We start from the raw sequence: 20,505 nt of genomic DNA, 5'->3' as shown, positions 1-20,505 counted from the left end.
GCGGTGCCCGACCATCCCCCCGCGCGATCATCCCCCTCCCCCGACGACGAGGAGACACTCCGCATGCCCCCATATTCCGAGGACGTCCTGGAAGCCTTCCGTTCCATCGCCACCGCGTCCGTCGCCGACGCCGTCGAGCAGCACGGCACCCGCGGCTACCTCGCCGGCGCGCTCGGCCAGGTCGCGCCGGGCGCCGGCACGCTGGTGGGGCCCGCGGTGACCGTCCGGGAGGTGCCGACGTCGGAGTCGGAGCCGCCGACGCACGCGCTCACCGCCATCGACGAGTCCCCCGCCGGCAGCGTCGTGTGCATCGACGCGGGCGGCGCCGACGTGGCCGTGTGGGGCGGGCTCATGACGGCGGGCGGGATCGCCCGCGGGATCGCGGGCTGCGTGCTCGACGGCGGCGTGCGCGACGTCACCGAGATCCGCCGGGACTTCCCCGGTTTCGCCGTGTACGCCCGGTGCAGCGTGCCCGCCACCACCCTGGGCCGCTACCGCACGGTCTCGCTCAACCAGCCCATCGTGCTGGGCGAGGTGACCGTGCACCCGGGCGACCTGATCGTGGCCGACCGCGACGGCGTGGTCTGCGTCCCCCAGGCGCTGGCCGGGGACGTGCTGCGGACCGCGCAGGAGATCGAGGAGCGGGAGAGGGAGCAGACGCGGCTCATCCTCGCCTCGGGTTCGCTGCGTGACGGTCTCGCCAAGTACAACCGGATCTGAGCCGATGCCGCACCCGCAGATCCTGGCCCTCGGGGAAGCGCTGCTGGAGTTCAACGCGGCGGCCGAGGGCTCGCTGGCCGACGCCGCCGCCTTCCACCTCGGCTTCGGCGGCGACACCTCCAACATGGTGATCGCCGCCCGCCGGTCCGGCGCGAGCGCCGGATACCTGACCCGGGTCGGCGACGACGCCTTCGGCCGGGCCCTGCTGCGGCTGTGGGAGAGCGAGGGCGTCGACGTACGGCACGTCACCGGCGAGCCGGGCGGAAGCACCGGCATCTACTTCGTCACCCGGCACGGCGAGGGCCGGCATGCCTTCACCTACCGCCGCGCCGGGTCGCCCGCCAGCCGCCTGTCACCCGGAGACGTGCCCGAGGAGGCCGTGGCCGGCGCCCGGCTGCTGCACCTCAGCGGCATCACCCAGGCGATCAGCGCCTCGGCCTGCGACGCCGCGTTCCACGCCATCGACGTGGCCAGGCGGTCGGGCACCCTGGTCTCCTACGACCCCAACTACCGGCCCGCCCTGTGGCCGCCGGAGCGGGCCCGCGCGGTGGTGCTGCGCACCGCCGAGCTGGCCGACGTGGTCCTGCCCAACCTGGAGGAGGGCCGCCTGCTCACCGGCCTGGACGAGCCTCGGGAGGTGCTGGCCGCGTTCGCGCGGCGGGGCCCGTCGATCGTCGTGCTGAAGATGGGCGCCGACGGCGTGCTGCTCGGGACCGGCGGCCAGGTCACGCACGTGCCCGCGCACCCGGTGACGGCGGTGGACGCCACCGGCGCCGGTGACACCTTCGACGGCGCCTTCGCCGCCCGCCTCCTGGACGGGGACTCTCCGCTCCAGGCCGCCGGGTACGCCGTGGTCGCCGCCGCCCTGACCACCACCGGGCCGGGCGCGGTGGGTCCCATCCCGCATCTCCACACCGTCCTGGCAGAAGGGTCACCGACGTGGCGTGGGGGCGGACGGCGCGGGGACTGAATCGAATGGGGCTCATCCTCGTCCCGCATGATCGATGGCGGAGAGCAGCGGAGAGGATCACATTGGCATCCTCCCCCGCTTGAAGACGGGGGATTCCAACAGCAACTACCCCACGAGGAGGAGGTCGCGTTGAGGTTCGCGGTGCACTGGCCCGGCAATCCGTGGCCCTTCCCGCGCGGACACGGCATGCCCTGCCGCGTGTTTGATGTTGCGGGCCGCGTTCACGTCGGCGTTGGCATTCGCCATGGCCTGGGCGAAGTCCTTGAGCGACTGCTGCTGCACGATGATCGACCCCGCGCGCAACCACTCGAACTCCGCTCTGGCTTCCGTCAGCTGGCGGCACTGCTCGGCGAACCCGGGCGCGCTCCTGCGTCCCGGCCTCCAATGCGCGTGCTGCGCAACGGCCAGATTCCACACGAAGCGGGCATGTGCGCAATGCTTCAGCAGCGCTGCCTCCTGGGCAGGTGTGGGCTGGAGCCGGTAGCGGGACACGCCGATCAAACTACTGACCGTCACCGACAAAACCGGGAGGCCTGCATGCCCCACCGTTCCGCTTTTCCTGCCCGCCCCGTAGGACGGGGCCTCCACGCTGTAGGTGCCCGGTGAACGAAGCACATTCGGCGGGTGCGGGCGGCACCGAGGACGGTCGCACCGTGGTCGTGATCGGCGGCACCAGCGGCATCGGTGCGGCAGTGGCCGAACGCTTCGCCGCGGCGGGGGCCGAGGTGATCGCCGCCGGACTCGGCGCCGACCCGGCCGCGCGCCCCTCCCCCGGGGACCCCCTGCGGGGCGACGTGCGGCGGGTCGAGCTGGACCTGACCGAGGCCGGGGCGCTGGAGAGGTTCCTGAGCGGGTTGTCCAAGCTCGACGTGCTGGTCAACGCCGCCGGGGTGATCGCCAGGGACGAGGAGTACGATCCCGCGGTGTTCGCCCGGGTGGTCGAGGTCAACCTGACCGGCACGATGCGGGCCTGCGTCGCGGCCCACGACCTGCTGCGCCGCTCCCGGGGCTGCGTGGTGAACGTCGCGTCGATGCTCAGCTTCTTCGGCGGCCCCAAGTCGCCCGCGTACACGGCGAGCAAGGGCGGGGTCATGCAGTTGACCAAGGCGCTGGCGGTGGCGTGGGCGGCGGAGAGCATCCGGGTCAACGCGGTGGCGCCGGGCTGGATCCGTACCGCGCTGACGGCCGCCCTGCACGAGGACGGCGCGGCGGCCAGGCGGATCGTCGATCGCACGCCGATGGGCCGCTGGGGCGAGCCCGCGGACGTGGCGGGGGCGGTGGCGTTCCTGTGCGGGCCCGACGCCCGGTTCATCACGGGCGTGGTGCTTCCGGTGGACGGCGGCTACCTGGCCGCGTGACGACCCCATGAGAGCAGACAGACAAGGAGCAGCCATGACCGGACCGCAAGCCCCCGTGATCCCGATCTCCTCCGTGGTGCCACCGGAGATCGCCGTCGCGGCCCTCCCCGAGGACGAGCGCGTGTGGGTGCCGCAGGCGCCCAATGTGTGGTTCCGGCCGCTGATGTTCAACACGGTGATCGGGCAGTGGTGCAACCTGCTCAAGGTCACCGCCGCGGGCATCGTCTCCAGGCACCGCCACCCCGGCGCGGTCTTCGGGTACGTGATCAAGGGCAAATGGCACTACTACGAGCACGAGTGGGTCGCCGAGGCCGGCCACTTCGTCTACGAGCCGCCGGGCGAGATCCACACTCTGGCCGTGCCGGACGACTGCCCCGAGATGATCACGTTCTTCAACATCTCCGGCGCGATGGCGTACGTGGACGAGGACGGCGCGCAGATCGGTTACGAGGACACCTTCACCAAGATCGACATGTGCCGCGCCCACTACGAGAAGGTCGGCCTCGGCGCCGGCTACGTCGACCAATTCATCCGCTGAAGATCGGCTAAATCCGGGTATGCCCCGTTCGTAAGCGTCGCGGAGATCCCGGAGCCGCGGCAAGAGAGCGGGGCTGATGGACATCCGAAACGTGCACCATTATCGGGTCGACTGGATCGTCAGCTTCGTGGCCGTCGCCCATCACGGCGGCTTCTCGGCCGCCGCCAAGGCCCTCTACCGCTCCCAGCCGCGGGTCAGCAGCCATGTCGCCGAGCTGGAACGCCTGCTCGGCACCCGGCTGCTGGACCGTTCGCTGCAACCGGCGACGCTCACGCCGGAGGGCCGCGCGCTGCTGCCGCACGCCGAGGAGATCCTGCGCCGGCTCAGCGTGCTCACCGAGCTGACCGGCGGCGTGGTCCGCGGCGAGGTGCGGCTGGGCGCCTATCCCAGCGCCGCCGCCTACCTCTATCCGCTGGCCGTGCGGGCGCTGCACGCGACGCACCCGCACGTCCGGCTCGTCCTGCGCGAGGGGCCGAGCGTGGCGCTCGGTGACGACCTCGTCGAGGGCGCCTTCGACCTGGCGATCCGGCCGCTGCAGCCGCTCGTCGGCTCCGACGAGGTGGCCAGCCAGGTGCTGTGGCACGAGCCGCTGGTCGCCGTCTTCCGCGGCAACCACCCGCTGGCGCGCGCCGGCAGCGTACGCCTGGCCCAGATCGCCTCCCTGCCGGTGGTGACCATCGGCGAGAGCGGCGAGGGACACGGCCGCCAGTACGAGGCCAACCTCGCCTTCGCCATGGCCGGCCTCAACCCGGTCATCGCCGCCCAGACCAACCAACCGCAGACCCTCATCTCCCTGGTACGCCACGGCATGGGCACCGGTGTCACCAACGGCCTGGCCATGACCACGGCCAACACCGAGGGGGTCGCCCTGGTGCCGATCGCCGAGTCCCACTGCGAGCGGGTGGTGGCGGTGTGGTGGCGGGCCGGTGCCGTGGTGTCCCCGGCGGTGGAGGCCGTCCGCCGCGCCCTCACGAGCCTGCCCGCACCCCAGTGGCCCTGGGACGGGCAACCGCCCCGGCGGCTCTGAGCCGGGGCGGTTGCCCGTCAGCAGGTGCTCGTCAGTGCTGGTCGGGGCTGTCGCCCTGGCCGGAGCCCGGCTTCCAGACCTGCGCGGACAGACCGTTGAGGTCCCAGACCACCTCGCCGCCGCGGATGGTCAGCTCGCAGAGCAGCTTCTGCTTGCCGTCGATCCTGAACCCGAAGCTGTCGACGAACCCGAACCTGCCCTTCTCCAGGGAGAACACCGCGATGTCGGCCGGCGCGCCCACCGACAGGTGCCCCAGCTCCTCGTGCCCGAGCACCTGGGCGGGCCGCCAGGTGGAGGCCGCCATCACGTCCTTGAGCGGCATGCCGAGGGTGAGGAGCTTCGACATGACGTTCGCCATGTCCTTCATGCCGGCGTTCATGCTGTCGATGTGCAGGTCGGTCGAGATGGTGTCGGGCAGGAAGCCCTCCTTCATCCCCGGTACGGCGACCTCCCAGGCGAAGCTGCCGCCGCCGTGGCCGACGTCGAACACCACACCCCGCTTGCGGCCGGCCCACATGCCCGGGTTGAGCTTGCCGTCCTCGCCCAGCTCACCGCGCAGGCCCGAGTAGGCGTGGGTGTAGATGTCACCGGGCCGCAGCTTCTCGGTCAGCAGCTCGGCGAGCGGCCGCTCGGGCCGGTTGGACCCGAAGTCGACCATCACCGGGATGCCGGCCTTCTCCCCGGCCTCGACCGACCGCTCCACCGGGTCCCATTCCGGGCCCTCGTAGTGAGCGGTCTTGATGCCGACGACGACGTCGGGGTTCTGCTGCGCGACCTCGGCCGCCGGGCCCGCCCGCATGTCGTTCAGGTCCTGCTCGACGTCGCCGCCGCCCATGCCCTTGCCGACGATGTTGAGGAAGGCCAGCACCCGGGTCTTCGAGCGGTCGATGATGTTCTTCTTGAACTCGGCGAAGTTCGACGCGCCGGAGGAGCCGGTGTCGACGGCGGTGGTGACGCCCGAGCGGAAGGTGAACCCGTCCGGCGCGACGCCCAGGAAGCCGTTGGCATAGGCGTCCTCCGGCCCGGTGAACAGGTGCGTGTGCATGTCGATGAGGCCCGGGGTGACGTACCTGCCGGCGGCGTCGACCGTCCGCTCGGCCTCCCGGGCGTCGATGTGCCTGTCGACCTTGGCGATCTTGCCGTCCTTGACGGCGACGTCCCGGACCGCGTCGATGCCGTTCTTCACGTCGATGACATGGCCGCGGCTGATCAGGAGGTCGTACTGCGGCTCCCTGCCCTGCGCGGTCGACGCGGAGGCGGCCGGGACGGTGCCCGCCGCGACCGAGGAGGCGCCGAGGACCAGGGAGACCAGCGCGGGGATGACGGCCCGGCCGGCCCGCGATCGAAGATTCATACCCGACCTTTCAGATGACGGCGATGCAGTCGATCTCGACGAGGGAGTCACCGGGGATGCCCGCCGCCGCGGCGATCGTGGTCCGCACCCCCGGCTCGGGGCCGAACCGGCCCTGGAACACCGCGTTCATGCCGTCGTAGTCGTCCAGGCTGTTCAGATAGACGTTCACTTTGAGGACCTTCGCCATGGACGAGCCGACGGCTTCGAGGTTGCGCTCCAGCTCGTTCAGCACGTGGTCGGTGTGGGCGCTGATATCGCCCTCGAAATGCGCGCCGATGCCGGACAGGAAGACCAGGTTCCCGTAGGTGACGACCGGGCTGAACAGGGGGTTCTCCGGCGGCTCGCCACCCGGGTAGTGGACCTCCTTCCGCGGCTTGCGGCCCTTGGGGTCACGGTCGTCCGCCGCGGCCGGAGCGGCGGCGATGACCGGGACCGCGGCGGCCACGGCGACGGCGGGGGCGGCCTTGCGGATGAAGTCCCGGCGGTTCTCTCTCAACACTTCCTCCTTGGTCCACGCCGGAGCGGCGTGGGGTCGGTTCGATCGGGAACGGCGGTGCTGCGGCCCGGGTCAGCCGCCGCGGGTCGCCGTCCAGGTCGCTTTGAGGTACTCGCCCATGTCGAGCTCGCCACTGATCGCGTCGCCCTTGACGGTGCCGGTGAAGGTGAAGTCGAGGGAGTCGCCGTGCTCCTCGCCGTACCTGCTGCGGACGCGTACCGTGGCGCCGCTGACGGTGCCCGTCAGGTCCCGGGTGACGAAGTCGCCGGTGTGCGTGCCGGTGACGGTGCTGCCGTCCTGGGAGAGTCGCAGGCGGTGCGCGTCGGAGCCGCCGGCCAGAAACTTGATCTTCAGGGCCCAGTCGCCGCTGACGTCAACCGTGGGCGGCTTGTCCTGCTCCGGGGAGTTCGGCGGGTTCTTCAGGAGCTTGACGAGCTCGCGGGCGATGACCTTCTCGTCGCCGGGCGTCAGCATGTACGGCGTGATCGACACGCCGGTCTTGCCGTCGCCGCTCGCCGGGTTCAGGGCGATGCGCGGCTCGCCCTCGTACAGGGTGTCCGTGGCGGTCTGGCCGGACACCTTGAGCTGGTCCTCGTCCCACAGCACGATCAGCGACGGCGTCCGGTTGGACAGGCCCTCGGGCTGCTCGATCGAGGTGGTCACGGTGGGCACGCCGGACACCTGGCGGGCGATGTCATTGAGCCAGTCGGTCCACCGCTCGTACTCGGCGTCGTGGTCGCGCCGGACCCACATCTCCACCGCCATGAGCATGCCCATGGCCTCTTCCTTGCCGACCTTGAAGCCGCGCGCGAAGCCGTGGTGCGGGGCGCTCTGCACCCACGCCGCCCTGACCAGGTCCTCGCGGCCGAGCAGCAGGCCCGCCGACTGGGGGCCGCGGATGGCCTTGCCCCCGCTGTAGGCCACCAGGTCCGCGCCGTAACCGAGATGCACGTTGGGGATGGTGAGGATCTCCGCGGCGGCGTCCACCAGGACCGGCACGCCCTTGGGTTTGGCGACCTCGGCGATGACCCTGGTGGGGATCTCGCTCTCGTCCACCTTCGGCCCGGCCATGATGTAGACCAGCGCGGTCTGCGGGCCCAGCGCCGCCTCCAGCTCGGCGCGGGTCGCCACCTCGACCACCTTCAGCCCGACCGCGCTGACCACCGCCTCATAGACGTTGCGCGAGTGCTTGGGGATGATCACTTCCGTCTTCTGGAAGCCGGTCAGGTCGGGGATGCGCGTGTGCAGGTCGGGGTTGCCGCCGGCGACACAGGCCGCCGTGGCGTGCGTGAGCGCGGCGGAGCAGCCGGAGCTGACCATGCCGAACTCCGCGCGGGTCAGCTCGCCGAGCCGCTTGCCCACGGCGGCTGCCAGCTCGTCCAGGTGCACGTACTGCCGGGCCGCCGCGTCGACGGCGGCACGGGCCTCGGGCAGCATGAGAGAGCCGCTGAGGATGGTGAACGTGCCGCGCGCGTTGATCAGCGGCCGCACGCCGATCGCCCGGTAGATGTCCTTCGCCTTGTCCAGGGCGCCGAGCGGCGCGGTCCCGGCTCCGGCGGCGGCCACGGCCGCCTCCGCCGGCCCCGCGAGCAGTGGGCCCAGCGCGAGCGCGCCGGCCGTGCCGGCGCCAAGTCGGAGGATGTTACGTCGAGAGACAGCGTCAACGGCCACGTGACCCCCAGCCAGTCCATGTCTTATCGGCCTGACCAAACGGTAGGTAGCAGTGTGATCCGTGTTAAGCGCGTCTTTTCGATGACACTATTCGACATGAGAATAGTGGCGGCATACGGGCACCCACGGCGCCGCTGAAACGTCTCGCCGGCCGCCCGTTCTCCGTCCAGGTGACCGGCCTGCGGCGGCTCCCCGGCGGCCTCGGCCTGCTGACCTACCGGATCACCAACGACGGCGCGGGCGAGCCCTGGTTCAACGAGCTGCACGCGGCACAGGACTGGATGTCGTTCAAGTACCGCGCGGCCGTCAACGTCTCGCTGACCGACATGGCGGCCAGGCGCCGCTACCTGCCGGGCCGCCTGCGAGTGCCCGTCCGGTAGCCATGGTGATCATCCAAAGATCCGGACACCCGGTACTTCAGGGAACTACTCGTGATCGATTTCCATCTCGACCGCCGGGCCGGCCTGGCTCGGAGGACGTACGGGCGCCCGTCGGCACGACCCTCCGCGAGGCGTACGGGACGCAGGAGAGGTCCGCGGGCGGCCAGGTGACGCACAGGCGCTGACAGCGCGGAGACGCGCGGCGTACCGTTGATCCGTCTCGGGCCACCCAGAAGCGTCGGATACCGGACACAGCATACCAATGCGCCTAATTCAGGCAAGGTTCACACATGTGATGATCGCCCGGAGGGCGGACGGCACTCGGGGGACACAACCGCTCCCTAACCTGCGGGGGTTGTCACCTCAGGAGGACCAATGATCTCCCGCGCACGCCTCGGCGCCATGCTCGCCGCCGCCTTCGCCACGGTCGTCACGACCGCCGTCGCGCCACCCGCCGTCTCCGCGCAGACGGCCCCGGCCGCGACCCCGGCGAGTGCCACCGCTTCAGCCGGCAACGTCCGGATGAACCAGATCCAGTTCATGGGAGCCCACAACGCCTACCACCGTGAGCTGCAGGGCGCCGAACTGGCCCAGGGGGTCAAGATGGACCCCACCTACCCGTCGTGGGGCGCCTACTCGCACGCGTCCATCGCCGACCTGCTCGGCCGCCAGAACGTACGGGCCGTGGAGCTGGACCTGCTCCCCGACCCCGAGGGCGGCCTCTACCGCAACCCGCTGGTCCGCAAGCTGGCCGGCCTCGGCCCGATCGAGGACCCGGCCATGGCCGCGCCCGGCATGAAGGTCATGCACGTCGCCGACCTGGACGTCAACGCCACCTGCCGGACCTTGGTGGCCTGCCTCCAGCAGGTGAGGAAGTGGTCGCAGGCCAACCCCGGGCACGTGCCGGTCATCATGCAACTGGAGCTCAAGCAGACCGAGGACCGCCTGGAGCAGGCGGGCGGCGCGGTCAGCCCGGCGTGGGACCGGAAACTGCTGGACGACATCGACAAGGAGATCCGCTCGGTGTTCAGCGAGTCGCAGCTGATCACCGCCGACGACCTGCGCCGTCCGGGCCTGACGCTGGAGCAGTCGATCCTGAAGCACGGCTGGCCGACCCTCGACTGGGCGCGCGGCAAGGTGATGTTCTTCTTCGACAACGGCGGCCCCGGCGAGATCCGTGACATGTACCTCGACGGGCACCCCAGCCTCCAGGGCCGCGCGGTCTTCACACGCGGCAACCCCGGCGACGCGGACGCGGCGATCACGATGGTGAACGACCCGCGCGGCGACAACGAAGCGACCATCCGGGACCTGGTCAAGCGTGGCTACATCGTCCGTACGCGCTCGGACGAGCCGCTGCGGTCGGTCATCGACGAGGACTTCGCCCGGGTCAAGACCGCCCTGGCCAGCGGCGCGCAGATGGTGACGACGGACTTCCCGAGCGTCGGCATGGCCTCCCGGTACGACAGCGACTTCGTGGCCGAACTCCCCGGCGGACGGGCGGTGCGCTGCAACCCGGTGAGCGCACCGCGCGACTGCCGCGACGACCGGCTGGAGCCCGCTTCTTCCCGATGAACGCTCCCTGAAGAGGCGGCCGTCCGATGAGGGCGGCCGCTTTTTCACGTGCCAGGGCGCATCAGCGCCGACCTGGATACTTTCGGTGTTCCAACGAAACTTTCATGCGTCTTCCCTCCGACCTTGGCTACCAGGACAGGCCAATTACCTGGATGGACGGTTTGACAGGCTCACCACGGCCGGTTGGGAATCGTTGACAACTTGGCCAGGCGATCCGATACTTTCGCCATCGGACCGATAGTTTCTTGGTCATGACGCCACCGCGGTGATCGTCACCCTGGCCACCGGCAGCCCCGCCCGGGCTGTAATCACGCCGGCCGCCCACGTCAGCCCGCAGAGGAGGGAACACGCACATGAACGGCGAGCTCGCCCACCCACAGCGCCTCAGACGCGGCAACGCCAGGCTGCTCATCGGCCGGGCCTGCACCCTGGCCGTCACGCTGGTCGTGGCCGTCGCGATGCTGCCCGGCGTCGCCAGCGCGGCCCCGATCACCACCAACCAGACCGGCAACAACAACGGCTACTTCTATTCGTTCTGGACCGACAGCCAGGGAACCGTCTCCATGGAGCTGGGCTCCGGCGGAAATTACAGCACCTCATGGCGCAACACCGGGAACTTCGTCGCCGGAAAGGGCTGGAGCACCGGTGGACGCCGGAGCGTGAGCTATTCGGGGAGCTTCAATCCGTCCGGCAATGCGTACCTGACGCTCTATGGGTGGACCAGAAACCCGCTCGTGGAGTATTACATCGTCGACAACTGGGGCACCTATCGGCCCACGGGAACGTACAAGGGCACGGTGACCAGCGACGGCGGCACGTACGACATCTACCAGACGACGCGCTACAACGCCCCTTCCATCGAAGGCACGAGGACCTTCAATCAGTACTGGAGCGTCCGGCAGTCGAAGAAAACGGGCGGCACCATAACGTCCGGCAACCACTTTGACGCGTGGGCTCGTTACGGCATGAATCTGGGCAGCCACGATTACATGATTCTCGCCACCGAGGGCTATCAAAGCAGCGGCAGTTCCAACATCACGGTCGGCGGCGGCGGCGGTGGTGGCGGCGGGGGCGGCGGGGGCGGCGGCAGCGGCTGCACCGCGTCCCTGTCCGCGGGTGAGCAGTGGAGCGACCGCTACAACCTCAACGTCGCGGTCAGCGGCTCGACCAACTGGACCGTGACGATGAACGTGCCCTCCCCGTCGCGGATCATGTCCACCTGGAACATCAGCGCCAGCTACCCCAGCGCCCAGGTCCTGACCGCAAGGCCCAACGGCAACGGCAACAACTGGGGAGTGACGATCCAGCGCAACGGCAACTCGACCTGGCCCACGGTCTCCTGCAGCGCCGGCTGACCTCCGAGTCCCCGAACACCACGCCTGTGGCGCGGCGGCCCACACCGCCGCGCCACAGCCCTGCCACCCCATCCGCCCGGCCCGGCTTTCCCGGCCCGGCTTTCCCGGCCCAGCGTCGGCGTACGAGCCGGTGCCGGGCCGTGGGATCCGGCCGGTCAGGGCGCCTTGATGGTCTCGGTTCCGTCGTCCCAGCGCCACTGGACGTGGTGACCGCGCAGGTGCACCCCGCCGATCCACCGGTCGATGCCGTTGAGCGTCACGTGGTCGGCCGCACCGGCGAGCACCTGTGCTCCGGTGCCGGTCAGCCGCAGGCCGGTGCCGCGGCCGACCGGGCGGCCGTCAGGCTCGGCCCGCAGCAGCGGGACGGGGGCGCGTGCCATCCGGTCCATCATCGCGAAGGCCCAGGTGTCCCCCAGGAAAGGGCGCGTCTCCCGCGCCGCCGCCCGGACGAACGCCGCCTCGGCCGACGTCGCGCCGTCGGCGACGGCGGCCAGGAGCCGCCGCTCGGTCAGCGACAACCCGTCGCGGGTCGCCGGGTACTCCCGGCTGAGCCGGTCGAACGCCTCACCCAGGAACCGCAGCTCACCCGAGCGGTCACCGGCGACGGCACGCAGGCCGTCCGGGGTCGGCGCCCGGAAGGCGGCCCAGGCATGGGTGGCGAGCCGGAGCGCGGCGGGGGTCAGGCGGGCGCAGGCGTTCGTGGCGGGCAGCTCACGCAGTTGCTCGGCCGTGAGCTGGCCGAGGCCGCCGAAGCGGGCGATGCCGGGATGCTCGCCGATGCAGATCAGGGTGATGCGCTCCGCCGGCACGCCCAGGTCGGCCAGGCGGGCGAGGATCTGGATGATCTGGAGCTGGTCGTACAGGTCCGCCTCGAACCACAGCACGTACTCGCCGTCGCGGTTGGCCTCCAGCGTGCTGTCCCGTTCGGCGAACATGGCGGCGCCCTCCGCTCGGTCGTCCGCGTCCGCCCCGGCCAGGAAGTCGGCCCTGATCCGGCGGAGCTCCTCGGGCCCGACCGCGGGCACCGGCCCCTCGTGCAGGACGTCGCGCCAGTAGAGAACGCGGTCCGCGAGCCCGGTCCCGGGCAGGTCCGTGGCATCACCGTTGCTCACGTGCAGGGCCGCCGCCATCCCGTCGCCGGCGGGGGTGCCGGCTTTAGGGGCCGGCTGCTCGCCGAGGAGGTGGCTGCGGGCGGTCGCGTACGACTCGCCGGTCTTGGCCATCCGGGCGCGCACACGCCGCTTGAAGTCGGCTCGCTTGGTCATCATCGTCTCCCGCGGCCCGCCGGCGGATCCCCCAGCGACCGGTACGGCGGGCGCACGATCGGCAACGAAGCCCGGCCGGGAGGTGGACCTCCCTTTGCCTCCTGAGGTGACCCGGCTGGGGCGGATCGCCGGAGGTTGGGCGCGGACGGACGCCGTCGCACCAGCGTACCCGGCAGGCGGCCGACCCCTCGCCGCGGAGCCGGTGGGCCGGGGCGACTTCGAGCTGGCCACCGAGCTCGTCGTCCGTGAAAGCAGCGCCCCTCCCCCCGCCCCCGCGTCTTTCGTAAAATCGTTCCGGCCCCGATCCGGGCGCCGCAAAAAGCGCTGGGAAATTGTCGGTGGCCGGTGGTAGAAAGCAGGTTCGAAGTTCGCCTGACGTCTGGCTCGGAGGGCCGGTCCTGTGACCACCAGCAATGCTGAATTCACCGTTTCCGGTCCGCTCTTCAACCGGCGCGGCCCGGTGCGCTGGCTCTGGTCCCACCTTCGCCGCCACCCCACGCACCTGACCGGGTTCCTCGGCGGGTCGCTGGTCATGGTGGCGCTCAACGGCATGGTTCCCCAGCTCACCGGTGACGCCTTCGACGCCGTGCTGGGCGTGCGGGGTGAGCCGCTGGACGCGCTCGGCCTGATCTCGTGGGCGTTGCTCGCCATCGTGACGGCCAGGGGGCTGTTCGACCTCGTCGCGCGGCTGTCGAGCGAGGTGCTGGCCAAGCGGCTGGAGCGGGACGCCCGCGACGAGCTATACGTGAGCCTGCTGGGCAAGAGCCAGACCTTCCACAGCCGTCAGCGGGTCGGGGACCTGATGGCCCGGGCCGCCAACGACATCAGGCAACTGTCCGTCATGGTCACGCCGGGCGCCGACCTGATCGTGGACTCGGGTTTCCAGGGGGTCGTGGCGCTGGTCTTCATCGCGATGGTCGATCCGCGGCTGCTGCTGGTGCCGGGGGTGTTCACGGTGGTGTTCGCGATCGCGCTCTGGCACTACATGAGGCAGCTCAACCCGGTGTCGACGCGGATGCGGGAGCAGTTCGGCGATCTCAACGCGGGGCTCAACCAGGCGGTGCGCGGCATCGAGGTGATCAAGGTGACCGCGCAGGAGGCGCAGGAGCGGGGCAGGTTCCGGGCCGACGCCCGCCGCTACCGCGACTCGTTCGTACGCAACGGGCTGGTCCAGGCCCGTTACCTGCCCACCCTGCTGTTCGCGTTCGCGATGGCGGGGGCGTTGTGGCACGCCCTGGCCCTCCAGGCCGCCGGGGAGATCACCGTCGGGCAACTGGTGGCGTTCATGGGGCTCATGGGCATGCTCGCCTTCCCGACACAGATCTCGATCTTCACGTTCTCCCTGGTCCAGATCGGCATCGTGTCCTCCCGCCGCATCCTGAGCATCATCACCTCCGAAAGCGAGATCGAGCAGCGGCCGGACGGGCACGCCGCGCCGATCAGCGGGGAGATCGTCTTCGAGGACGTGACGTTCGGCTACGCGGACGACGGGGAGCCGGCGCTGCGCGGGGTGACGTTCACCGTGCGGCCGGGTGAGACGGTGGCGATCGTCGGGGAGACCGGGTCGGGCAAGAGCACACTGACCAAGCTGGTCCCGCGGATCTACGACGTCACCGCCGGCCGGATCCTCGTCGACGGGGTGGACGTACGCGACTGGGACCTGGACTCGCTGCGCTCCCAGATCTCCACCATCGAGCAGGACATCGTGCTGTTCTCCCGGTCCGTGGCCGAGAACATCGCCTTCGGCCTCGGCCAGCGGGCCGACCAGGAGGCGGTGGTCAGGGCCGCGGAGGACGCCCAGGCCGCCGAGTTCGTCAGCGAGCTGGAAGAGGGCTACGACACCGTCATCGGGGAGCGCGGCGTCACGCTCTCGGGCGGGCAGCGGCAGCGGCTGGCCATCGCGCGGGCGTTGCTGACCGATCCGGCGATCCTCGTGCTCGACGACTCGACCAGCGCGATCGACTCCGCGACCGAGGACCGGATCCAGCAGGCGATCGGGCGCATCCTCGACGGGCGCACCACGCTGCTGATCACCCATCGGCTCTCCCAGATCCGGTGGGCGGACAAGGTGCTGCTGCTCCGCCGGGGCGAGGTGGTCGACTTCGGCACGCATGACGAGCTGATCGCGCGCAGCCGCCTCTACCGGCGGGTCTTCGCCCACTACGACGAGGTCGACATGGGAGACGGACGCACCATCATGGCCGGCGAGCAGGGAGGGACGCGCTGATGGGCTTCATCATGGACGGCCTGGACGCGGAGGACTACGACCGCACTTATGGCGATCGTGACCTGCTACGCCGGATCCTGTCCTACTTCCGGCCGAAGCTGGGCACGATGTTCCTGGTGGCGGGCATGATCGTGCTGAGCTCCGCGACTCAGGCGGCCCTTCCGCTGCTGATCAGCCTGGGTGTGGACACGATCACGGACGGCACCATCGCCGCGGTGGTCTGGCAGCTCGTGATCGCGATCCTGGTCGCCGGCGTGCTCTCCTGGACCTTCAACTTCGTCCGCCAGTGGAACAGCGCCCGGGTGACCGGCGACGTCGTGCTCCAACTGCGCGAGGACGCGTTCGACGCGGTGCTGGCCCGGGACCTGTCGTTCTACGACGAGACGCCGTCCGGCAGGATCGTCAGCCGGGTGACGTCCGACACCGACGACTTCGCCACCGTGTCCACGCTGACCATGGACCTGATCAGCCAGGTGCTGATGGTGGGCTTCGTGACGGTCCTGCTGTTCCTGCGCAGCGCGGAGCTGGCCCTGCTGACACTGCTGGTGGTGCCGATCGTGGTGGGCATCGCGCTGCTCTTCCGGCGGGTGGCCAGGGTCAGCACCCGCCGGGCGCAGCGCTCCCTGAGCCGGGTCAACGCCAACCTGCAGGAGACCATGGGCGGGATCGCGGTCGCGAAGAACTTCCGCCAGGAGCAGCAGGTCTACGACGAGTTCCGGCCCATCAACCGGCAGAGCTACCAGGTGACGCTCCGGCAGGGGTTCGTCTTCTCCAGCATCTTCCCCGTGCTGTTCCTGGTGTCGGGGCTCGCCACGGTCGGGCTGGTGCAACTGGGCGGCACGTCCGTGGTCGGGGGCGGCCTGTCGGCCGGCGACTGGTACCTGTTCCTGCAGGGAGTGGCGCTCTTCTGGTTCCCGCTGACGTCCATCGCCGCCTTCTGGTCGCAGTTCCAGCAGGGCCTGTCCGCCTCCGAGCGGGTGTTCGCGCTGATCGACGCGCCGCCCCGGGTGGTGCAGACCGACGCTCGGCCGGCGGGCGAGCTCGCGGGCAGCATCGAGTTCGAGGGCGTCACATTCGGCTACGACCCGGCCCATCCGGTGCTGCGCGACTTCGACCTGCGCATCGAGGCAGGTGAGACCGTGGCGCTGGTGGGCCACACCGGCGCCGGGAAGTCGACGCTCGGCAAGCTGATCACGCGCTTCTACGAGTTCCAGGACGGGCGGCTGCTGATCGACGGGCAGGACATCCGGTCCCTGGACCTGAGCGGCTACCGCCGGCAGATCGGCGCGGTGCCGCAGGTCCCGTTCCTGTTCAGCGGCACCGTCGCGGACAACGTCCGCTACCCGAGGCCGGAGGCCACCCCCGAGGAGGTGCGCGCGGCCGCGGCGGCGGTGGGCGGCGGCGACTGGATCGACGCCCTGCCGAACGGCCTGCAGACGGACGTGGGCGAGCACGGCCGGGCGCTGTCCATGGGTCAGCGCCAGCTCGTCGCGCTGGCCCGGCTGCTGATCCAGGATCCGGCGATCGTGGTCCTGGACGAGGCCACGGCGAGCGTGGACCCGCTGACCGAGGCGCAGATCCAGGAAGGACTCGACGTGGTGCTCGCGGGGCGGACCTCGATCGTCATCGCCCACCGGCTGTCCACGATCGAGCACGTCGACCGGATCATCGTGCTGGACCACGGGCGGATCGTGGAGGAAGGCGACCACGCGGCCCTGCTGGCCTCCGGGGGACGCTACTGCGAGGTCTACAACACCTACTTCCGCCACCAGTCCCCCAACTACCGAGCCGGCACGGGGTTCGTCTCGGTGACCGGGGAGTAGCCGCGGTTCCTGGCCGTCCTCGGGATGGAGGCGGAGTCGGGACACGGGCATCCGCGTTTCCGCTCCAACAGCGCCCGAGCCGGGGCGGCGCGGCGGGGTCAGTCGTGACTGGTCGGAGCCAGCGTGGCCAGATAGCCACGGAAAACCACGGTCATCTCCCCGCTCCGGAAGACCTCCGCAAGCGTACGGCGGCACCAGTCGCGTGCCTGCTCGGCGCTGTCGTCCCCACGCGCGATGGCGCTGTCCACCCTGACCTCGCCCAGCACGTAGCGGAGGTAGTCGTCGAACGTCATCGGCACCGGGATCTCGACGTCGGTGCAATCGAGCAGGCGCAGCCCCGTCCCGGCAAGACACAACTCCGGTACGACCAGTGGCCGCCATCCAGATGACGATGGAAACCGCTGCTGGAACGCCTCGAACCAGGTCGCCAGCGCGTCGCCTGTCAGCGAGTGCCGTTGCGAGAAGTCGTACAGGAGGAAGACTCCGTCCGGGGTCAGAACGCGGGCCACCTCGGCAAGGGCCGACGCGAGATCGGTATAGTTCAGCGATCCGGCGGCGGCGACCAAGTCGAACGACGCCCCGGGAAACGGCAGGCCCTCCGCCGTGCCGACGACGAATCGTGCGGATGGCGCGACGGATCGCCGATGCACGAGCATCGCCGGGACCGGCTCCAGGCCGATCACCTGCTCGGTCAGTGGTGCGAGCGCGGCAGTGGACACGCCGGCACCGCATCCGACGTCCAGCGCCCGCCCGACCGGACGCTTCAGGCGTACTGACTTGAGGATCTGCTGATGCACCGGAGGGCGGTCGAAGGCATAGCTTGCCGCCAGCCGTTCGCTGTCATAGACGCTCGTCATGGCTCCAACCCGCACGTGGACATCAGAGTGACGCTCGATCCGCCGCCAATACCAAGTACGACGGAGCCAGGCGTGACACCTGTGTGATCATTCTCGCCTAGCGTTGGCGCGCGTGGTGACACGGTGGAAAGTTGCCTTCCTCATGCTGACCAGGGATCTGTCGTGCCTGGTTACCCTGATTTCGGGCGGGCTCCGCGCGGGTGCCTCTTCCGATGAGAAGGTGGAGTCTTGCCCGCCTTTCGACGGGGTTGTCGCATAGGTTCTGAGGAGTGGCTTGTGCGGGTGGCGTCGAGTGCTCGGGTGGCAGGTCACACCGCCGTCGGTGGTGCCGAGGAGCGAGGAGGGATCGGCTCGGATGGGCTTGGAAGTCGAGAGTCGACCGTCCGATTCGCCGTACATCGAGCGGGTGTGGCGGAGCCGCAGCGACGGCGTCGACCAGATGATGGCGGTCGCGGCGGCGCGTTGGGACCTGGTCTTCTGGGAGCACCGCGGTCAGGTCAGCGTGGCCGTCGTGGGGCCGGAGACGAAGGCCGGCCATGCCCCGGTCCCCGAGGAGTCCATGTTCTTCGGGATCAGTTTCTCGATCGGCACCTCGATGCCGCATCTACCGGTCAACCGGCTCGTCGACGACGTCGCGGAGATACCCGACGCGACGCGCAGGTCGTTCTGGCTGAAGGGGTCTTCCTGGCGGCTTCCCGACTACGACAACGCCGAGGCGTTCGTGCGGCGGATGGTGCGTGAGGACGTCCTGGCCCTTGACCCGGTCGTCGCCGCGGTGCTGCGCGGTGCGACGCCGGACGTTTCGGAACGCACTCTCCAGCGGCGCTTCGTGGCGGCCACCGGGCTCACCCGCGGCGCCATCCGGCAGATCGACCGGGCCCGCCAGGCGGCCGTCCTGATCCAGGGGGGTACGCCGGTCCACGAGGTGATCCACCTGCTCGGCTACTTCGACCAGCCGCATCTGGCCCGGTCGCTGACCCGTTACGTCGGGCGGACCGCCACGCAGTTGCTCGGTCATCGGGATCCGCAGAAGCCGCTGTCACTCCTGTACAAGGCCTGAGCTCCCGTTCCCGAAGCGCACGCCCCCACCAGCGCAGACCCTAGGACGGACGGTGGAGCGGCGGCATGCACATGCGTACTCATTGTCCGATTGGTAGAGGTATGTTGACCGCCCGGCCGGACACGACGGCGCCCACGCCGAGGATCGTGCCTCATGCGTGGGCGCCGGCGATCAGGCTCTCAGGGGGAGCCTCGTGTCAGCAGCTCTTCCGCCAGACGACCTTCGCTCCGGCGGGGAGCCAAGTCTTGTGGTGGCCCTTGGCGTGCGCCTTCACGGCGCCGCACCACCGCGTGTCGCTGCCCTTGGCCACAGCGATGTGCTGCGTCGACCCGCAGGTGTTGTGGTAGTAGACGGTGGCAGACCAGCCGTTCTGCCAGGAGATGTTGAAGCAGTGAATGTGGGCGCGGTGCACCGTGGCCGCGCTCGCGGGCACGGTGGTCAGGCCGACGGCCGCCGTCGCGACCGCCACCAGGATCGCGGCTCGGGTACGCAGTCTCATGAAATCCTTCGTCTTGCGAGTGTCACGCCGGAAACCCAGCGCTATGGACAAGTACCAGACTTTGACATCCACTCCGCCCTAAAGGACGGAGATTCCGGTCTGCCGCGCGTGCGGCTCCCGGCGGGTTACTGCTTCTTCGCGCGGTGCCGGAACAGGTCCCGGTCTTACCCGCGCTCCACAGTCGTTTCGTCTCTCCGCCAGCCCGGCGGCGAGAATGTTGACCGCTGCGTTGATGTCCCGGTCGTGGGTGATACCACATCCGCACGTCCACGACCGGACGTTCAACGGCATCGACTCGGCGATGGCGCCGCACGACGAGCACAGCTTCGAGCTGGGGAACCAGCGGTCGATCTTCCCGAAGTGCCTGCCATACCGAGCGGCCTTGTACTCCAGCATGCTCACGAACTGCGACCAGCCCGCGTCGTGCACGGACTTGGCCAGCTTGGTACGCGCCAGGCCGGACACGGCAAGGTCTTCCACGTACACCGCTTGGTTGTCGCGGATGATCCGTGTGGAGAGCTTGTGTGCCCAGTCTCGGCGTGTGCCGGTGACCTTGGCGTAGGCCTTGGCGACCACCTGCTTGGCCTTCTTGCGGTTGGCGGAGCCTTTCTCCTTGCGGCTCAGCGCTTTCTGCGCCTTGCGGAGCTTCTTGGCCGCCCGGCGCAGGATGCGCGGGTTGTCGATCTTCGTCCCGTTCGACAGGGTCGCGAAGTGCGTCAACCCCAGGTCGATCCCGACCACGGAGTCCGTCTCGGGCAACGGCTCGTCCGAGGTCTCGACCACGAACGACGCGAAATACCTGCCCGCCGAATCCTTGATCACCGTCACCGACGATGGATCGGACGGCAGCGACCGCGACCAGCGGACCGGCACGTCCCCGATCTTCGGCAACCGCAGGCGGCCCGACTCGGTGACCTTGAATCGGGCGTTCTTCGTGAACCGGACCGCCTGCCGCGAGTCCTTCCGCGACCGGAACCGGGGCGTGGCGGCCTTCCGGCCTTTCCGGCTCTTCCGTTTCCCCGACAGGGAGGAGAAGAAGTCGCGGCAGGCGGTGTTCAGATCGGCGAGCGCCTGCTGCAGCACCACGGCCGAGACCTCGCCCAGCCAGGAGCGTTCCGGCGATGCCTTGGCCTGCGTGATGACCCGCTTGGACAGGTCCCCATCCGAGATGTACGGCAAGCCCCGCATCCGGGCTTCCTGCCTCATGCGCAGCCCATCGTTGAACACCACGCGGGCGGACCCGAACGCCCGCGCCAGCGCGGCCCGCTGGCCGGCGTCGGGATACACCCGGTAGTTGTAACGAAGCTGCACCCACTGATCATATCATTGG

General features: G+C 70.0%; 19 protein-coding genes. 11 read left to right on the top strand and 8 right to left on the bottom strand.

Features of this window, described 5'->3' with window-relative positions:
- The first annotated feature begins 63 nt into the window (after positions 1-63).
- Both ABGB18_RS08185 and ABGB18_RS08180 read left to right on the top strand, forming a co-directional pair.
- A complete protein-coding gene (locus tag ABGB18_RS08185) occupies positions 64-720 on the top strand; it encodes an RraA family protein (protein WP_347694759.1) in 657 nt (218 codons plus the stop codon).
- Positions 721-724: 4 nt separating this feature from the next.
- Complete coding sequence (locus tag ABGB18_RS08180) at positions 725-1,690, top strand: sugar kinase (protein ID WP_347694758.1); 966 nt, start codon at positions 725-727, stop codon at positions 1,688-1,690.
- Between the two features lie 105 nt (positions 1,691-1,795).
- On the opposite strand, the gene ABGB18_RS08175 is transcribed toward ABGB18_RS08180, so the two are convergent.
- A complete protein-coding gene (locus tag ABGB18_RS08175) occupies positions 1,796-2,206 on the bottom strand; it encodes a helix-turn-helix domain-containing protein (protein ID WP_347694757.1) in 411 nt (136 codons plus the stop codon).
- Between the two features lie 86 nt (positions 2,207-2,292).
- Between ABGB18_RS08175 and ABGB18_RS08170 the strand changes: the two genes are divergently transcribed.
- The 3 genes from ABGB18_RS08170 (at position 2,293) to ABGB18_RS08160 (ending at position 4,613) form a co-directional block, all read left to right on the top strand.
- The gene (locus ABGB18_RS08170) at positions 2,293-3,048 is read left to right on the top strand and encodes an SDR family oxidoreductase (RefSeq protein WP_347694756.1); all 756 of its coding nucleotides are present in this window, start codon (positions 2,293-2,295) and stop codon (positions 3,046-3,048) included.
- Between the two features lie 34 nt (positions 3,049-3,082).
- Complete coding sequence (locus ABGB18_RS08165) at positions 3,083-3,586, top strand: 2,4'-dihydroxyacetophenone dioxygenase family protein (protein WP_347694755.1); 504 nt, start codon at positions 3,083-3,085, stop codon at positions 3,584-3,586.
- A gap of 76 nt (positions 3,587-3,662) precedes the next feature.
- Positions 3,663-4,613: a LysR family transcriptional regulator gene (locus tag ABGB18_RS08160; protein WP_347694754.1), complete on the top strand. Its 951-nt coding sequence runs from the start codon at positions 3,663-3,665 to the stop codon at positions 4,611-4,613.
- 31 nt (positions 4,614-4,644) lie between these two features.
- On the opposite strand, the gene ABGB18_RS08155 is transcribed toward ABGB18_RS08160, so the two are convergent.
- The 3 genes from ABGB18_RS08155 to ABGB18_RS08145 all read right to left on the bottom strand — a co-directional run bounded on the left by ABGB18_RS08155 (position 4,645) and on the right by ABGB18_RS08145 (position 8,134).
- Entirely contained in the window at positions 4,645-5,967 is a 1,323-nt protein-coding gene (locus ABGB18_RS08155; RefSeq protein WP_347694753.1) for an amidohydrolase/deacetylase family metallohydrolase, read from the bottom strand.
- A 10-nt stretch (positions 5,968-5,977) separates the two neighbouring features.
- Positions 5,978-6,463, bottom strand: coding sequence for a RidA family protein (locus ABGB18_RS08150; protein ID WP_347694752.1), 486 nt, complete (start codon positions 6,461-6,463; stop codon positions 5,978-5,980).
- Between the two features lie 72 nt (positions 6,464-6,535).
- On the bottom strand, positions 6,536-8,134 hold the full coding sequence (locus tag ABGB18_RS08145) for an aminotransferase class V-fold PLP-dependent enzyme (RefSeq protein WP_347694751.1): 1,599 nt from the start codon (positions 8,132-8,134) through the stop codon (positions 6,536-6,538).
- A gap of 170 nt (positions 8,135-8,304) precedes the next feature.
- On the opposite strand from ABGB18_RS08145, the gene ABGB18_RS08140 reads away from it, so the two are divergent.
- The 3 genes from ABGB18_RS08140 to ABGB18_RS08130 all read left to right on the top strand — a co-directional run bounded on the left by ABGB18_RS08140 (position 8,305) and on the right by ABGB18_RS08130 (position 11,444).
- On the top strand, positions 8,305-8,514 hold the full coding sequence (locus ABGB18_RS08140) for a hypothetical protein (RefSeq protein WP_347694750.1): 210 nt from the start codon (positions 8,305-8,307) through the stop codon (positions 8,512-8,514).
- Positions 8,515-8,889: 375 nt separating this feature from the next.
- Positions 8,890-10,089, top strand: coding sequence for a phosphatidylinositol-specific phospholipase C1-like protein (locus tag ABGB18_RS08135; protein ID WP_347694749.1), 1,200 nt, complete (start codon positions 8,890-8,892; stop codon positions 10,087-10,089).
- A 353-nt stretch (positions 10,090-10,442) separates the two neighbouring features.
- Positions 10,443-11,444, top strand: a complete 1,002-nt coding sequence (locus tag ABGB18_RS08130) for a glycoside hydrolase family 11 protein (protein ID WP_347694748.1) — start codon at positions 10,443-10,445, stop codon at positions 11,442-11,444.
- Positions 11,445-11,599: 155 nt separating this feature from the next.
- Here the strand turns inward: ABGB18_RS08130 and ABGB18_RS08125 are convergent, their stop codons facing one another.
- Complete coding sequence (locus ABGB18_RS08125) at positions 11,600-12,712, bottom strand: hypothetical protein (RefSeq protein ID WP_347694747.1); 1,113 nt, start codon at positions 12,710-12,712, stop codon at positions 11,600-11,602.
- Between the two features lie 397 nt (positions 12,713-13,109).
- On the opposite strand from ABGB18_RS08125, the gene ABGB18_RS08120 reads away from it, so the two are divergent.
- Together ABGB18_RS08120 and ABGB18_RS08115 are read left to right on the top strand one after the other, a co-directional pair.
- Complete coding sequence (locus ABGB18_RS08120) at positions 13,110-14,936, top strand: ABC transporter ATP-binding protein (protein WP_347694746.1); 1,827 nt, start codon at positions 13,110-13,112, stop codon at positions 14,934-14,936.
- Entirely contained in the window at positions 14,936-16,759 is a 1,824-nt protein-coding gene (locus tag ABGB18_RS08115) for an ABC transporter ATP-binding protein (protein WP_347694745.1), read from the top strand. Before ABGB18_RS08120 ends, ABGB18_RS08115 begins: the two co-directional genes overlap by 1 nt.
- 98 nt (positions 16,760-16,857) lie before the next feature.
- On the opposite strand, the gene ABGB18_RS08110 is transcribed toward ABGB18_RS08115, so the two are convergent.
- Complete coding sequence (locus ABGB18_RS08110) at positions 16,858-17,616, bottom strand: methyltransferase domain-containing protein (protein WP_347694744.1); 759 nt, start codon at positions 17,614-17,616, stop codon at positions 16,858-16,860.
- A gap of 355 nt (positions 17,617-17,971) precedes the next feature.
- Here ABGB18_RS08110 and ABGB18_RS08105 point away from each other — a divergent pair, with 355 nt between their 5' ends.
- Positions 17,972-18,676, top strand: coding sequence for a helix-turn-helix domain-containing protein (locus tag ABGB18_RS08105; RefSeq protein ID WP_347694743.1), 705 nt, complete (start codon positions 17,972-17,974; stop codon positions 18,674-18,676).
- 196 nt (positions 18,677-18,872) lie between these two features.
- On the opposite strand, the gene ABGB18_RS08100 is transcribed toward ABGB18_RS08105, so the two are convergent.
- Positions 18,873-19,175, bottom strand: coding sequence for a hypothetical protein (locus ABGB18_RS08100; RefSeq protein WP_347694742.1), 303 nt, complete (start codon positions 19,173-19,175; stop codon positions 18,873-18,875).
- A 78-nt stretch (positions 19,176-19,253) separates the two neighbouring features.
- Positions 19,254-20,486 (bottom strand): transposase, encoded by a 1,233-nt coding sequence (locus ABGB18_RS08095; protein ID WP_347694741.1) that lies wholly within the window; start codon positions 20,484-20,486, stop codon positions 19,254-19,256.
- Positions 20,487-20,505 lie beyond the last annotated feature (19 nt).

Source organism: Nonomuraea sp. B12E4 (assembly GCF_039871825.1).
Taxonomy (GTDB): domain Bacteria; phylum Actinomycetota; class Actinomycetes; order Streptosporangiales; family Streptosporangiaceae; genus Nonomuraea.
Note: the sequence above shows the minus strand (reverse complement) of the source record. Positions and strands in the feature narration are given on the sequence as shown.

Coding starts and splice junctions, on each gene's coding strand:
- ABGB18_RS08125 (WP_347694747.1), bottom strand. CDS start 12,712: ATGATGACCAAGCGAGCCGACTTCAAGCGGCGTGTGCGCGCCCGGATG.
- ABGB18_RS08165 (WP_347694755.1), top strand. CDS start 3,083: ATGACCGGACCGCAAGCCCCCGTGATCCCGATCTCCTCCGTGGTGCCA.
- ABGB18_RS08185 (WP_347694759.1), top strand. CDS start 64: ATGCCCCCATATTCCGAGGACGTCCTGGAAGCCTTCCGTTCCATCGCC.
- ABGB18_RS08100 (WP_347694742.1), bottom strand. CDS start 19,175: ATGAGACTGCGTACCCGAGCCGCGATCCTGGTGGCGGTCGCGACGGCG.
- ABGB18_RS08135 (WP_347694749.1), top strand. CDS start 8,890: ATGATCTCCCGCGCACGCCTCGGCGCCATGCTCGCCGCCGCCTTCGCC.
- ABGB18_RS08130 (WP_347694748.1), top strand. CDS start 10,443: ATGAACGGCGAGCTCGCCCACCCACAGCGCCTCAGACGCGGCAACGCC.
- ABGB18_RS08180 (WP_347694758.1), top strand. CDS start 725: ATGCCGCACCCGCAGATCCTGGCCCTCGGGGAAGCGCTGCTGGAGTTC.
- ABGB18_RS08160 (WP_347694754.1), top strand. CDS start 3,663: ATGGACATCCGAAACGTGCACCATTATCGGGTCGACTGGATCGTCAGC.
- ABGB18_RS08155 (WP_347694753.1), bottom strand. CDS start 5,967: ATGAATCTTCGATCGCGGGCCGGCCGGGCCGTCATCCCCGCGCTGGTC.
- ABGB18_RS08110 (WP_347694744.1), bottom strand. CDS start 17,616: ATGACGAGCGTCTATGACAGCGAACGGCTGGCGGCAAGCTATGCCTTC.
- ABGB18_RS08105 (WP_347694743.1), top strand. CDS start 17,972: ATGGGCTTGGAAGTCGAGAGTCGACCGTCCGATTCGCCGTACATCGAG.
- ABGB18_RS08115 (WP_347694745.1), top strand. CDS start 14,936: ATGGGCTTCATCATGGACGGCCTGGACGCGGAGGACTACGACCGCACT.